This is a genomic window from Campylobacter ureolyticus ACS-301-V-Sch3b, from assembly GCF_000413435.1.
Taxonomy (GTDB): domain Bacteria; phylum Campylobacterota; class Campylobacteria; order Campylobacterales; family Campylobacteraceae; genus Campylobacter_B; species Campylobacter_B ureolyticus_A.
In genome coordinates this window covers 334815-349581 of record NZ_KE340326.1, presented here as the reverse complement: position 1 = coordinate 349581, position 14767 = coordinate 334815, and the positions used below count along the sequence as shown (strand labels likewise).

The 14767-nt window shown below is 30.4% G+C and carries 12 protein-coding genes and 1 pseudogene; 6 read left to right on the top strand and 7 right to left on the bottom strand.

Annotated features, from left to right (window positions below; genetic code table 11):
- Window positions 1-47: 47 nt before the first annotated feature.
- Together HMPREF9309_RS01795 and HMPREF9309_RS01790 are read right to left on the bottom strand one after the other, a co-directional pair.
- A complete protein-coding gene (locus HMPREF9309_RS01795; RefSeq protein WP_016646214.1) occupies window positions 48-1907 on the bottom strand; it encodes an aryl-sulfate sulfotransferase in 1860 nt (619 codons plus the stop codon).
- Between the two features lie 104 nt (window positions 1908-2011).
- Complete coding sequence (locus HMPREF9309_RS01790; RefSeq protein ID WP_016646213.1) at window positions 2012-3859, bottom strand: aryl-sulfate sulfotransferase; 1848 nt, start codon at window positions 3857-3859, stop codon at window positions 2012-2014.
- Window positions 3860-4144: 285 nt separating this feature from the next.
- On the opposite strand from HMPREF9309_RS01790, the gene HMPREF9309_RS01785 reads away from it, so the two are divergent.
- The 3 genes from HMPREF9309_RS01785 to HMPREF9309_RS01775 are packed head-to-tail and all read left to right on the top strand — an operon-like array spanning window position 4145 to window position 7063.
- A complete protein-coding gene (locus HMPREF9309_RS01785) occupies window positions 4145-4567 on the top strand; it encodes a FecR family protein (protein ID WP_155827302.1) in 423 nt (140 codons plus the stop codon).
- A 9-nt stretch (window positions 4568-4576) separates the two neighbouring features.
- On the top strand, window positions 4577-5155 hold the full coding sequence (locus tag HMPREF9309_RS01780; RefSeq protein ID WP_016646211.1) for an OmpA family protein: 579 nt from the start codon (window positions 4577-4579) through the stop codon (window positions 5153-5155).
- On the top strand, window positions 5156-7063 hold the full coding sequence (locus tag HMPREF9309_RS01775) for a CHASE2 domain-containing protein (protein ID WP_016646210.1): 1908 nt from the start codon (window positions 5156-5158) through the stop codon (window positions 7061-7063).
- Window positions 7064-7125: 62 nt separating this feature from the next.
- Here HMPREF9309_RS01775 and HMPREF9309_RS01770 read toward each other — a convergent pair whose 3' ends face one another.
- Window positions 7126-7692 (bottom strand): PAS domain-containing protein, encoded by a 567-nt coding sequence (locus HMPREF9309_RS01770; protein WP_016646209.1) that lies wholly within the window; start codon window positions 7690-7692, stop codon window positions 7126-7128.
- A 206-nt stretch (window positions 7693-7898) separates the two neighbouring features.
- Here HMPREF9309_RS01770 and HMPREF9309_RS01765 point away from each other — a divergent pair, with 206 nt between their 5' ends.
- Both HMPREF9309_RS01765 and HMPREF9309_RS01760 read left to right on the top strand, forming a co-directional pair.
- Window positions 7899-9341, top strand: coding sequence for a catalase (locus HMPREF9309_RS01765; RefSeq protein ID WP_016646208.1), 1443 nt, complete (start codon window positions 7899-7901; stop codon window positions 9339-9341).
- Window positions 9342-9433: 92 nt separating this feature from the next.
- Window positions 9434-9972: pseudogene (locus HMPREF9309_RS01760) on the top strand (ankyrin repeat domain-containing protein).
- Window positions 9973-10110: 138 nt separating this feature from the next.
- Here the strand turns inward: HMPREF9309_RS01760 and msrB are convergent.
- Window positions 10111-11106 carry a peptide-methionine (R)-S-oxide reductase MsrB gene (gene msrB / locus HMPREF9309_RS01755; RefSeq protein WP_016646205.1) on the bottom strand — a complete coding sequence of 332 codons (996 nt, stop codon included), beginning with the start codon at window positions 11104-11106 and terminating at the stop codon, window positions 10111-10113.
- A gap of 384 nt (window positions 11107-11490) precedes the next feature.
- On the opposite strand from msrB, the gene HMPREF9309_RS01750 reads away from it, so the two are divergent.
- Window positions 11491-12483, top strand: coding sequence for a DUF475 domain-containing protein (locus tag HMPREF9309_RS01750; RefSeq protein ID WP_016646204.1), 993 nt, complete (start codon window positions 11491-11493; stop codon window positions 12481-12483).
- A gap of 4 nt (window positions 12484-12487) precedes the next feature.
- On the opposite strand, the gene HMPREF9309_RS01745 is transcribed toward HMPREF9309_RS01750, so the two are convergent.
- The 3 genes from HMPREF9309_RS01745 to HMPREF9309_RS01735 are packed head-to-tail and all read right to left on the bottom strand — an operon-like array spanning window position 12488 to window position 14722.
- A complete protein-coding gene (locus HMPREF9309_RS01745; RefSeq protein ID WP_016646203.1) occupies window positions 12488-13027 on the bottom strand; it encodes a GNAT family N-acetyltransferase in 540 nt (179 codons plus the stop codon).
- A gap of 37 nt (window positions 13028-13064) precedes the next feature.
- The gene (locus HMPREF9309_RS01740; RefSeq protein WP_016646202.1) at window positions 13065-13625 is read right to left on the bottom strand and encodes a ribonuclease HII; all 561 of its coding nucleotides are present in this window, start codon (window positions 13623-13625) and stop codon (window positions 13065-13067) included.
- Window positions 13626-13633: 8 nt separating this feature from the next.
- Window positions 13634-14722: an ATP-binding protein gene (locus tag HMPREF9309_RS01735; protein ID WP_016646201.1), complete on the bottom strand. Its 1089-nt coding sequence runs from the start codon at window positions 14720-14722 to the stop codon at window positions 13634-13636.
- Window positions 14723-14767: the final 45 nt, after the last annotated feature.

Genomic DNA, 14767 nt, shown 5'->3' with positions numbered 1-14767 from the left:
GAAAAAACATAAAAACAAAAGCCCTAAAATTAGGGCTTTAAATTAATTTATTTTGTTTTACCAAACGCCTTTTCAAGACTAATTGGCATTGCTTGATAGCCAATTCCTGTGCCTGTAAATTTGATTTGAACGCTAGGAGTTGTTTCACCCCATTTAAATTCCATTAATTCAGGTGCAGGATCGCCAACCGGAACACCTTTTGAAAGGTCAAATTGCATTCCAGCAGTTGCTGAATATACAACCAAAGAATCTTTATCATCGTGGTATTCTGTTAAGCTTGTAACTGCACTAAACCAATCAGCTCCTCTATCTTTGCCATATTCCCAAACTTGTTCAATAGTCATATTTTTTTGATCTATTTTATAAACAACTGCACGTGAGTATTTCATAGATGAAAGTGCAGGTTGTTCCAAGCCTCTGCCATCGCCATTATCAAATGCTGCTAGATATAGAATATCTTTATTTGTCTTGCTATCAATGATAAATGCGGTATGTTGTGTCCAAGTCCAGTCAAATCCGCCTTTTTCATTTTCATATCCAGGACATTTTGAATATTCATCTTCGCAAACGATTTTGTTACCTTTGTTATCAACTGGTTGTAATAATTTGTCTTTAAATTTTTCCCCCCAGCCTTTGTGAGCTCCAACTATCCATTTAACTTGCTTATCTCTGCCGATTTTTATCATCGCACTTTGATGACGACTTGAAATAACGATACTGTCATCGTTTGGATCATAATCAACTGAATTTACATGAGCCCAGTTTCTACCAATCCCAGTTCCTGCTATATCACCAAAGTTATTATCAGCATCCATTTTAGCTAAATCTTCATTGCTTAGAGTTTGACCTGCCATACTTGCGTCTATGTTTAGACAAACCGCACCTTGATCAAGCGATAAAATAACATCTTTTCTATATGGATCTAAAATTTCATAAAGTCTCCAATCATCCACAACATTTCCGTTTTTATCAACTTCTACAATCGTATCTCTAACAGTTCTAACATTTTTACCATCAGGGCGTTTTGTGTTTGATGAGCCAACACGAAGTAGGTAGTTACCATTTTGAGCATTGTTTAAAGAGTGTGAGAAGTCATTATATCCAAGCGGAAGTTGGCGGTTGAAAATTTCTCGTCCCATTAAATCATATTTAACATATCTTTGACCAAAGCCCCACGCCAAAGCTCCATCAATATCTTGTCTAAATCCCATTTGGATACCTGTGCGGTAGATATTGCCAGGATCTAGCATTTTATCTGAGTCAAAATACCATCTGACTTCGCCTTTTGTATCCACGATAAATACAGATGATGAGTCATTCCACTCTAATGCTCCACCCATTGGGTTATTCCAAACAGCTTGTGAGCTTCGTCCAGGCATTTTGCCAGGTGCGTTATTTATAAGATAAAGCCTATCTGAAAACTCTTTATCTGCTTTTTCAACCTTTACAGTTTCAAATGGCATTCCAGTTTGTGTCATAAGTCCTGATGGAGTTAGTCCAACTGGACCAGTTGTAATTTGATATGTTTCGGTTATTTTTTCATCTTGAAAACCAACGGCTGATTTTGTATAAGTTACCTCAACTTGATTTTTATACGCTGGATAAAGACCAAAGATAGGAATCCCGCCGTATGTTTTTAAAACTTGATTATCTACTTGATAGCTTATAGTTTGACCATTTTCTTTTGGTAAAACTTTAACCGATACATCACTTAAAACATAACCATTGTTCATAATAATCGCAGTTAATGGAGTAAGTCCGTAAGGATTTAGCTTTACAGCGCCAAGTTTTCCTTGTGTTTGCCAATCCGTTTTTGCTCCACTTGCACCACCAATTGCTGATGCTGTTGTAACTCCCACTGAAATAAGCATTCCAGCAACTAAGACTGAACTAAGAATTTTTTTCATATTCTCTCCTATTTTGAAATTTAGATAGAAATCTCACCATTTGAGACTTTTGTCTAGATTTAAAGAGAGATAAATTTAGGGAGAAAATTCCCCCTAAATTTGAATTATTTGCTTAATGCCTTTTCAATGCTAAATGGCCATGCTTGATAACCCATTGCATTTTTCATAACGATCTCGATACTAGGCTCTTTTGCACCCCATTCAAACTCGTTAATATGTGGGCTTGGAAGACCTGTTGGATTTCCTGTTGCTATGTCAAACTGCATTCCAGCAACTGCTGAATAAACCATAACTGAGTTTTTGTCAGCTTGATACTCTGTTAGGCTTGTAACTGAGCTATACCAGTCAAATCCTCTATCTTTTCCATATTCCCAAACTTGCTCAACTGTCATCTTCTTTTGATCTATTTTATAGATTACTGCACGTGAGTATTTCATAGTTGGAAGTGCAGGTTGCTCCATACCACGGCTATCGCCATTATCAAATGCACTTACATAGATGATATCGCCTTTGCTTTTCTCATCGATTTTAAATGCAGTATGTTGTGTCCAAGTGTAGTCAAAGCCACCTTTATCACTCTCATATCCTGGGCATTTTGCGCCATCATCACCGCAAGAAATTTTATTACCTTTGCTATCAACTGGAGTTAAAAGCTTATCTTTAAATTTATCACTCCAGCCAACTGGGTTTCCTAAAATCCATTTAACTTGTTTATCTCTACCTATCTTAATAATTGCATTTTGATGTCTTGATGAAAGTATAATGCTATCATCTTCAGCATCGTGATCAACTGAGTTTACGTGTGCCCAGTTTCTTCCTGGTCCGCTTCCTACGATATCGCCAAATTGATCATTGTCATCAAGCTTTGCTAGCTCTTCATCGCTTAATGTATGGCCACCAGCTTTTGCATCGATATTTAGACAAACTGCACCTTGATCAAGCACTTTTAGGACATTGTCTCTATAAGGATCAAGGATTTCATAAAGTCTCCAGTCATCAACAACTTGACCGTTTTGATCAACTTCAACTATAACATCTCTTACGGTTCGAACATTTTTGCCATCATTTCTTTTTAGGTTTGCATTAGCAACTCTTAAGAAGTAGTGGCCATTTGGGCTATCATCCATTGAGTGTGAAAAATCAACATATCCAGCAGGAAGCTCTCTGTTAAAGATCTCTCTTCCCATGATGTCATATTTTGCATATCTTTGACCATAACCCCAAGTTATATCGCCATCATCATTTTGCTTAAAGCCCATCATAACGCCAGCGTGGAATGCTGATTTGAGGTTGTAAATTTTGCTTGGCTCCATATACCATCTAATTTCGCCTTTTGTATCAAGGATAAAAATTTGAGGAGTATAGTTCCACTCTAGCGCTCCACCTGTTGGGTTATTCCATACAACTTTTGTGCCTTTTCCAGTCTTTGGTTGGAAGTTATTTACAAAATAAAGTCTATCTTTGAATTTCTCAGTTGCAGGTTTTGTAACTTTGATCTCATCAAAAAATACACCTTTTTGACCTCTCATACCGCTAACATCGCCAAAAACAGGAGCGGTATAAATTTTATAATCCTCTTTTATCTTCTCATCAGCACCTTTATATGTCCTTGTGTATTCAACTTCAACTGTATTTACATAATCAGGATAAAGCCCAAAAACAGGAATTCCACCATGAGTTTTAAGCTCGCCATCTGCTACTTTGTATTTGATCTCTTGACCATCTTTTTTTGGCACGATTCTAACGGTTACATCTTTTATTGTATATCCGCCATTTTTAATAACAGCTGTTAGTGGAGCTATATCGTAAGGATTTACAACTAACTCACCAATCTTTCCTTGAACTACATAATCAGTCGCAGCGCCACTTGCTCCGCCTATTGCAAATGAAGTTGTCACTCCAGCTGATACAAGCAACCCAGCAACTAAAACTGAACTAAGAATTTTTTTCATACTTTTAATCCTTTTTAAATAAAATATCACTGACAATTCTACTATAAAATTTTATAAAAGTCAAATTAAATTTACTTTTTATATTTACCTAGAATTTAAATTTATCATGATGTGCAATTTATAAACAAGCCTAAAACTAAGCATTTTAATAGCTTTTATTTTAATTTGATACTTTAAAATAAAATAAAATTTTAAAATAGTAAATTATTTTTATCAAATTTTAGTTTTAAAATTATTAATTTATATGTTATAATGATGTTTAACTTTTATGATAAAGGAGTTGTTTTGAAAAAAATATTTTTTACTTTCTTTATTTTTGCAAATTTTTTGTTTGCTCAAAGTATTGCAATAGTTAAAATGGCAAAAGGTAATCCAGTTGTTAAAAGAGATGATAAGACATTAAATTTAAAAGTTGGTGATGAATTGTTAAATAACGATATTTTAATAACAGATGCAAATTCAAAAGTAGGGGTTATTTTTGATGATGGAAGTAGCCTTACTTTAGGTGAATCTAGTTATTTAAATATTGAAGAGTTTAAATTTAAGCCAATCGAAGAAATTTATAAATTTTCTTTGAAGCTTGATAAGGGAAAAGCTATGTTTGAATCAGGTAAAGTAAGCGAAATTTCACCTGAGAGCTTTGAGTTTAAAATTCCTGATGGAATTATCGGTATAAGAGGAACTAAATTTATAATAGAACTTAAATAAGGAAACAAAATGGAAGTTTTCCTAGGAATGGTTGCAGTTATTTTTGGTCTTACCATAGGAGTTGAAAAAAGTGAGATTTTACTTTTAGATAGTGGTAAGCCATCAGCTATAATCATTCAAGCAAAAGATAAAAATACAACCTTAAATTCCGTAAATTCATATATGGAAATTTCAAACGTTAAAACTTTTGAAAGCAAGAAAAAAACTCTTAAAGAAGATGAGGTAAAAAAAAGATATTATACCTTGCTAAAAGATGGTGTTATACCACCAAAGTCATATCTTTTGTATTTTACAGATGGCTCAAATTTGACTGAAAACTCAGCTAAAAAAATAGATGAAATAAGACAAACTATTAAAGATAGAATGCCTTGCAATGTCTCTATTATAGGACACGCAGATACTTATGGAAGTGATAAAATCAATGAAAAAGTCTCACTTGATAGAGCGCAAAGCGTTTCTAAAAATTTTAAAGATTTAAATATCTCAAAGCTTGAGATAGTGTCTTTTGGGGAAAAAAATCTTTTAGTTAAGACAAAAGATGGCGTTATTGAACCAAAAAATAGAAGAGTTGAAATTCAGATAAGATAGATGAAAAAAATTTTTATAATATTTATATTTTTTTCCATAATTTGCGGATTTTTTATAAGAAGTAGTAGTTTTTTACCTTTGCTTGATTATCAAATTTATGACCTTATAAAGCCAGAGTTAAATTTAGACAAATCAAACTCAGTTGTTGTTGTTGAAATTGATGAAAAAAGCTTAGAAATATTTGGTCAGTGGCCTTGGAGTAGAATTTTAGTTGCAAAACTTGCACAAGAGATACTGCTTTCAAAACCTGCGGCTTTTGGAATGGATGTTATATTTGCAGAAAAAGATAGAACTTCTTTGGATGAAATTAAAAATTTTTATAAAGATTCACTAAATTTGGAGTTAAATACAAATAAAATTCCAACTCCACTACTAGATAATGATAAAATTTTAGCAAGTTCTTTGGAGGCTGGAAACAGCGTTTTAGCAGTTTTTGCCTCAAATATACCAAGAAATAAAACTTGCAGCAAACTAACTACGATAAAATCAGACCTTGTCTTTGAAAATATAGATAAAATAGATAATTTAGTTTGTAGCTATGAGCCTTTAAATGTTCTTGCTAAGGCAAATGGCTTTATAAATGCAAGGGCTTTTAGCGATGGAGTGTTGCGTTATACAAATCTATTTTTTTACTATAAAAATAGTCTTATTCCATCTTTTAGTGTTGCTATGCTTATGCAAGTTGATCCAAATTTAACTCTTTTAGAAGATGAAAAAAATAGGGGTTTAAAAGTTAAATTTTTAGGAAAAGAAGTTAAGCTAAATGATGAAGCAAAGGCCTTAAATGAAATTTATCCAAAAAGTAAATTTAAAACATTTTCGGCTTCTGATGTGCTTTTGGATAGAGTTGATAAGAGTGAATTTAGTGGAAAATTTGTTTTGTTTGGTGCAACTGCGCTTGGCTTAAATGATCATTTTGTAAGCTCTGGAGGAAAGATAAGATCTGGTATTTTTTACCATGCATCTTTAATAGAAAATTTTTTAACTAACTCACTTGTTAGTCAGCCAAATTTCTATAAAGATTTAAATTTTTATTTAAGCGTGTTAGTGTTAGTGTTACTTGCTTTTGTGATAGTTAGATATGGCTATTTGCCTTCTTTTTTAGTTTTTGTTTTACTAACTGTTATGGATTTTGTTAGTGCAGAAATTAAACTAAAAAGTGGAGTTTATATTTCGATTGGATATATTATAATTCCAGTTTCTATAATATTTTTGTTTTTTACTTTATCAATGGCTTTTTATAGTTTTTGGGAAAAAAGAAGCTTTTTAAAAGAGCTTGAAGAAGCACACAGTTCAGCAATAGATAGCATGATAACAGTTGTTGAGGGAAAAGATAGAGAAACTGGTGGGCATATCTTAAGAACTAGAGAGTATGTTAGAATTTTAGCGCAGTATTTAAGAAAAAAGGGAATTTATGATTTTAGTCCAACTTTTATAAAAATTTTATGTCAAGCTGTTCCACTCCATGATATTGGCAAGGTTGCAATTCCTGATAATATTTTAAATAAAAATGGAAGCTTTGATGAAAAAGAGTGGGAAATAATGAAAAAACATGTAATTTATGGAAAAGAGATAATTCAAAAAGCAGAAATGCGTTCAAGTGGAAAAAATCTTTTCTTAAATGCTGCTATAAACATAGCCTATACACACCATGAAAAATGGGATGGAAGCGGCTATCCACAAGGCTTAAAAGGAGATGAAATACCAATTGAAGGACGCTTGATGGCAATAGCAGATGTATATGACGCACTAACTTCAAAAAGAGCTTATAAGGAAAAATTTAGTTACGAAAAAGCTGAAAATATGATAATAAGCGAAAGTGGAACACATTTTGATCCAACTTTAATAAAAGCTTTTATAGATTTAAAATCCGAGTTTAGAAAAATTGCTCAAAAATATGAAGACTAGCGCTTATTAAGTCATTTTAATTTTCACAAATTTATATTTATAAAAATTAAATATACAAAATTTTAAAAACCAAATTTGTGCAACAATCCACTAAAAGCGCCTTTTAGACCACTTTTTTTAATTTCATTATTTATAAAATCATCATAACTCATATTTTTTTCTTTTAAAATTTTATTAAGCTCATCTTTGCTTGCTAAAATTCCACCTTCTTTTTCAGCTTCTAAAAGTCTATTATAAACTGGCTCAACCGTTTTTATAGTTTCATCTTTTGCTGCTCTTCTAAAAGCCCTATATCCAATTGGCTTTCCATCTTCGCCCTTTAAAATTTCAAAATCAGTTACAACCCAGTAGTATCTGCCATCTTTTGCTAGATTTTTTATTACAGCACACATATTTTTACCTGTTTGGATCTGATCCCACATAGTTTTAAAAATTATTCTTGGCATATCTGGATGTCTTACGATGTTATGTGGACTTCCTATAAGTTCTTTTTCGCTATAGCCTGAAATTTTTGAAAAATAAATATTTACTGACGTTATAATTCCTTTTAAATCAGTACTTGATATAAAATATCTTTCAGGGTCAAGTTCTATCTTCTCATCAATTGGAGTTGGTTTTTCTATTCGCATAGCTTTTTCCTTTTTAAGATAATGTAGATTATAATATAAATTTACTTAAATAAATTTTATATAATAAATATTATTAATAAGTTATATTTTTATAAAAATGATTTAAAATTTTTATTTTTTTGCTAAATTTCTAATTCATTTACTTATAATAACTATAATTTTCTAAACAATAAAATTTATTGTTTAGAACTAAAAAGGAGAAACTAATGAAAAGATTAACCACAACATTTGGAAACGTAGTCGCTGATAATCAAAACAGTTTAACAGCTGGTAAAAGAGGACCTGTTTTACTTCAAGATTATAAACTTATTGAAAAACTAGCACACCAAAATAGAGAAAGAATTCCTGAAAGAGCAGTACACGCAAAAGGCGGTGGCGCATATGGAAAATTAGTTATTACAGAAGATATTTCAAAATATACAAAAGCTAGTGTTTTGCAAAAAGGCGAAACTACAAGAATGTTAGCAAGGTTTTCAACCGTTGCAGGTGAAGCAGGTGCAGCGGATGCTGAAAGAGATGTTAGAGGTTTTGCGCTTAAATTTTACACAAAAGAGGGAAATTGGGATTTAGTGGGAAATAATACGCCTGTATTTTTCGTTCGTGATGCTTATAAATTCCCTGATTTTATCCACACTCAAAAAAGAGATCCTCACACTTATTTAAGATCAAATAACGCACAATGGGACTTTTGGACACTAGTTCCTGAAAGTCTTCATCAAGTTACGATTTTAATGAGCGATAGAGGAATTCCTGCAAGTTTTAGAAATATGCATGGATTTGGAAGCCATACTTATAGTCTGATTAATGCTAATAATGAGAGATTTTGGGTTAAATTTCATTTTAAAACTGCCCAAGGAATTAAAAATTTAACAAACGAAGAAGCAGCTAATGTTATCGCAAAAGATAGAGAAAGCAACCTTAGAGATCTTCATAATGCAATTGAAAAAGGCGATTTCCCAAGATGGAATTTTAAAATCCAAATTATGCCAGAAAGCGAAGCAAAAACCTGTGGATTTAACCCATTTGATTTAACAAAAGTTTGGTCACATAAAGACTATCCATTAATTGATGTGGGATATTTTGAACTAAATGAAAACCCTAAAAACTACTTTAATGAAATAGAACAAGCCGCATTTAGCCCATCAAATGTAGTTCCTGGAATTTCAATTAGCCCTGATAAAATGCTTCAAGCAAGAACTTTTAGTTATCCAGATGCTCAAAGATATAGAATCGGCACACACTACGCACAGCTTCCAGTAAATCGCCCGATAAATAAAGTAAATACTTACACAGTTGGCGGAAATATGAATAATGGCTCATACGAAGTTAAAACAAAAGCATATTATGAGCCAAATAGCTATAATGGACCAGTAGAAGATAATAGCTTTTTAGAACCAGATTTAGAGCTAGAAGGCGTTGCAGCAAGATTTGGTTATGATGATGAGGATTATTACTCACAACCAAGAGCTTTATTTAACTTAATGAGCGAATGCCAAAAAAATCAGCTATTTAACAATATCGCTGATAGCATGGAAGGCGTAAGCAAAGAAGTAATAAAAAGAGCTTTAGGACATTTTGAAAAAATTTCACCTGATTACGCAAAAGGTGTGGAGAGTGCTTTAAAATCAAAATGTAAAAGTTGTTGTTAAAAGTAGCTTCACAAATTTTAAGCGGGTTTGGATTTTAAACCCGCTAAATTTGTATTATAATGTAAATATGATAATTTAATAAAGATAAATTTATGAACGAAGAAGTAAAAACTCAAAATTTAGATGAAAGCCCTAAAGATGCAACACAAGAAATAAGCCAAGAGGAAAAAGCTAGATTTAACGAGCTTTGTCAAATGGCGTTTGACTTTGCTAGGAATAATGAATTTGAAACACTTTCAAAGATGATTGATGCTGGACTTAGTCCAAATTTAACCAACGAAAAAGGTGATAGTTTGCTGATGCTTGCAAGTTATAATGGAAGTTTTGAAACCACAAAAATGCTTTTAGAAAAAGGTGCAGAGGTTGATAAGAAAAATGACCGAGGTCAAACACCACTTGCAGGAGTTGCTTTTAAGGGAAATTTAGAAATTGTAAAGTTTTAGTTGAAAATGGTGCAAATATAGACGAAAATAACGGACTTGGGATGACGCCTTACTCATTTGCTGTTATGTTTGGAAGAGGTGAAGTTGCTTCATACCTTGCAAGTAAAAGCGAAAATAAAAGCCTATTTAAAAAGCTTAGCGTTAAAATTTCGTCGCCCTTGTCATTAAACCTTGCCACTATGCTTTAAATTATCGTTTTTGGCGTTTAAATCCCTAAATACTCGCTTATCTCTGAAAAGCTTAGCGTTAAAATTTTAAACTTATTTAGAAAAAATAAAATTTAAACTAGCTCTAAATTTTAATAAAAAACTCATTAAATTTAAAAGTCATTTCACAAATTTAATATAGTCTTTATACCCTTTCTCCTCCATCTCTTTAAGTGGGATAAACTCCAATGCAGCACCATTTATACAATATCTTAGCCCTCCCTTGCTTTTTGGTCCATCATTAAAAACATGTCCCAAGTGAGAGTTTGCAAATTTTGATCTTACTTCGGTTCTTATCATGCCATGTGAAAAGTCTTTATTTTCATTAATTTTACCAATTGGCTTTGAAAAGCTTGGCCACCCACATCCTGCATTAAATTTATCAGATGAGCTAAAAAGTGGCTCTTTGCTTACGATATCAACATAAATCCCTTTTTCATAAAAATCATCATATTTGCTTGAAAATGGCATTTCGGTGGCATTTTCTTGCGTTACTTGATATGAAATTTCACTTAAATTTTTTCTTATTTCGTCATCATTTGGTTTATTATAAACTTTTTCTAGTGGAGTTTTTGCTAAATTTAAATCAATATGACAATATCCGTTTGGGTTTTTCTCTAAATATTTTTGATGATAATTTTCAGCCAAAACATAGTTTCTAAGTGGCTCTACCTCTATGACAATCGGTTTTTCATAAAATTTAGAGATCTCTTTTATAAATGATATCGCTTCATTGCCACTTTCTACATCAACATAGTAAATTCCGCTTCTATACTGCGTGCCAACATCGTTTCCTTGTCTGTTTAGTGAAGTCGGGTCTATCACTCTTATAAAATGTCTTAAAATTTCATTTAAACTAATTTTATTTTTATCATAAATCAGGTGAAGTGTCTCAGCATGCATTGTTTTATGAAGTTCTTTATAACTTGTGCTCGCACTTTTTCCATTTGCATAACCAACATCGGTTTTTATGACTCCATTAATTTTGTCAAAATACCCTTGCATTCCCCAAAAGCACCCGCCGGCTAAATAAATTTCAGCATTGTTGGTATTATTACTCATATCCACGCTCCATAAAAAATTTATTAAAAAGATAAAGATTAAAATTTTTCTCATTTTTTTCCTTTTTATTTCTTGTGAAAATGGTATCAAATTTTTAATTAATATTTAATTAATATTTAAAAAATATAAAATTAAAATAATTTTAAAAATATAATATAAAAACAAAGTAATATAACTTGTTAGTACATGTTAGTTCGTGTTTAGTGTGGTTTAAAGAGAATTTATTTGGTTTTGTTTGTTAGTTGTGTTAGTTATAGTTGATATGGTAAGTATAAACTTTATTTATATTAATAAACTAAAAAACAAGTATATTTATGTTTGTTAGTGCGCTATTTTTAGCAATAAACATTTTGATATTTATTTATAAAAATAAATTAAATTAAGTTTTTGCCTAATAAATTTTTTAAAAAATAGTATAATTTTGGCTTAGGAGATAATATGAAAATATTTTATTCGTCATTTATAGTGATGATTTTTGGACTTTTAATAAGTTTTTTTATAGGAAATTTAAAGGCTGTTTATATCTGTTTCTTACTAGCCATTTTGGAAGTTAGCCTTAGTTTTGATAATGCGGTTGTAAATGCAAAAATCTTAAACCAAATGAATGAAGTATGGAGAAAAAGATTTATTATCTTTGGTATTCCAATTGCTGTTTTTGGAATGAGGTTTTTATTTCCACTTCTTATAGTTTCTATTTTTTCGGGGCACTCAATGCTTCAAACTCTAAATTTTGCTATTAATTCACCTGAATTATACCATGAGGCTTTAAGTCAAAATAAAGATGAAATTTATATTTTTGGTGGAGCATTTTTAATGATGGTGTTTTTTGATTTTTTCTTTGATAGCCAGAGAAAAACACATTGGTTAGAGTTGATAGAAAACAATAAAATTATTGAATTTTTTAAGAAATTTGCAAATATAAATTTGATTTTAGCGATTTTTTTAGGACTTATTTTTATGCAAAAAACTTCAAATTTAACTTATGGTCTCTGCTTTTTTTCTGCCATTTTTATACATTTGTTAATATCATCTTTAAATGAAACTTTTAGCTCAGGAAGTGTTAGAAATGGAATTATTGGGTTTTTATATTTGGAGGTTTTGGATGCAAGTTTTAGTTTTGATGGTGTAATTGGAGCATTTGCTTTAAGTGAAAATATCTTTATTATTATGATAGGACTTGGAATTGGCGCTATGTTTGTAAGAAGTATAACAATATACTTGGTTGAGAAAAAAACGCTTTTAAAATTTGCATATTTAGACCATGGAGCACATTATGCGATATTTGCACTTTCTATTATAATGTTTATACAAGTTTTTTACGAGGTTAGTGAAATTATAACCGGAACCATAGGATTTTTATTTATTTTTTTAGCTTTTTTAAGTTCGGTTTATAAAAACAGGCGTGATAATTTGCAAGCAAAAGCTGATTAAGGCTTTAAAGCACCTTAATCATTTTTTGATAAACTTCTCCATAGATATCTAAATTATCATGAAATTTAAAACCGAATTTTGTGTAAAGTTCAGGAGTGTGAGTAACTAAACTCATTTTTTTAAGATCAGAGTTTTTGGCTATTTGTATAGCTTCATTCATTAAGGCTTTAAAATATCCTTTGCCTCTAAATTTTGGATCAACTGCAACACTATCTATATAAAACTCATCATCTTCGCACTCTTTTTTTGTCAAATTTTTAGAGCCAAGTTGTTTTAATCTCTCATTAAAAACTGCATCTAAAAAGTCACTTTCATATCCTTTATAAAATATCATAGCCCCACAGATATTTTTGTTTTCATCTTCATACACTATTGTATTTTCGTATGACAGGCGATTGTTTTTAGCTCTAAAAAAAGTTTCAAATTTTTCCATTTTTTTATCATAGTCTGTTTCATTTAAAATCACTCCGCTAATGTCATCCATCGCCAAATCAAGTATTTTAACGCATTTTTTTGCATCGCTTGGCTTTGCTTTTCTTACCATTTGATCTCCTTAAAATTTGTGCGTGATTTTACCAAAATTAAAATTTATTTTTACTTATATTTTTTAATGCTTTTACATCATAAGTAAGCCTATGAAAATTTGTATATCCGTATTTTAAAATAGCTTCAATGTGTGCTTTTGTAGCGTATCCTTTATGCTTTAAAAAACAATATTCTGGGTATTTTTTATTAGCTGTTTTTAAATTTTCATCTCTTGTAACTTTAGCTAAAATACTTGCTGCACTTACCTCTTTTATTAGCGCATCAGCTTTTATCATAGTTTTTATTTTTTGGACTTTAAAATTTGTATTTCCATCATAAATATATTCAAACCCATCTCCAAAATAATTCAAAATTTCTAAAAGCCCATTTTTTAAACATTCTGAAAGACCCATTTTATCAACATCTTGGCTTGTAAAAGTAACAATTTTAAATTTTGCATTTTTACAAATTTCATTAAATAAAATTGCTCTTTTTTTCTCACTTATCTTTTTGCTATCTTTTAGACCATCTATCTCTTTATCTAGCACTACTCCAGCCATACATAAATCACCTGCCAAACATCCACGCCCAGCTTCATCAATGCCACAAATTTTCATAAATTTCCTTAAATACTTAAAGCATATTGCCAAAATGGTGTTATTTCACACTTTATGCCCTCTATTGTAAAACTTTCCTCATTTCCCATTGTTATTGCATAAAGTTTTGAAATTCTCATTTTTTTTAGTTGTTCAAAAAGCTTTTTAAATTTCAAATATATAAACTCGCTTGTTGTAAAAGGGATGATTAAAAAAGCTAAATTTTGATTTTGCAAATTTTTATTTGGCAAGTAAAAGTCAAAATCATCCGTAAAATAAATTTCTTTATCAAGCGTTAAAAGTTCACACAATAGGGCATTTTGAAGTTTTTTAATAAAATGTTTTTTATAGCTTAAATCATCCATAAAGGCAAAATCTCCAAAATAAACTCTTTTAGAGGTGGATTTAAATTTTGGTACAAATTTGATAATCCCCTCATCCTCGAACTTAAAAACAGCCTCATAAACTTTATCTTTTGAAATTTTATAAAATTCTTTTAGATTTGTATAAATTTTGTTTGTACTAAAATTTTGATTTACAAATTTAGCGCACTCTAAAAGTACTAAAAGTTCATTTTCACTATAATTTGCTTTGAGATTATTTTGAATTGAAATTTTATCATTTATGCTATTTCCTCTTGTTAAAAATTCGCTAAACATTGCTCCAAGATCATTAGTTTTTCCCTCAAATGCAATAAATTCTTCAAAATCAAGCATATTTAAGTTGTATTTTTTAAAACCATTTAAACTTAATGATTTTTGTCTTGTTGTAAGATAAATATTTTTTATGTTTGCATTGCTAGAGCTTAGGTTTTCAATTATTTTTAAGAGCTTTGAATCATTGGTTTTTAGATTGTCAATTCCAATAAATTTGATTTTTTTATTTAAATTTAAAAATTTTAAAAAATCAGCTTTATCAAAATTTAGACGCAAATCATCAAGGTCTATGTATAAAATTTCATCTTTTTGATTTTCAAAAAGCAGATTTAATAAAATTTGACTTTTACCTGAGTTTAGTTGACCGCAAATTAAAGCCTTGTCACTATCAATTTTAATTTTTCTAGCAATTTTATTTTGAAAAATTGGCGGGTTTTCATAAAGATAATTTAAAATTTCCATAGAAAAATTATAGCAAATTTAACTTAATTTTAAAATTTTAAGAAT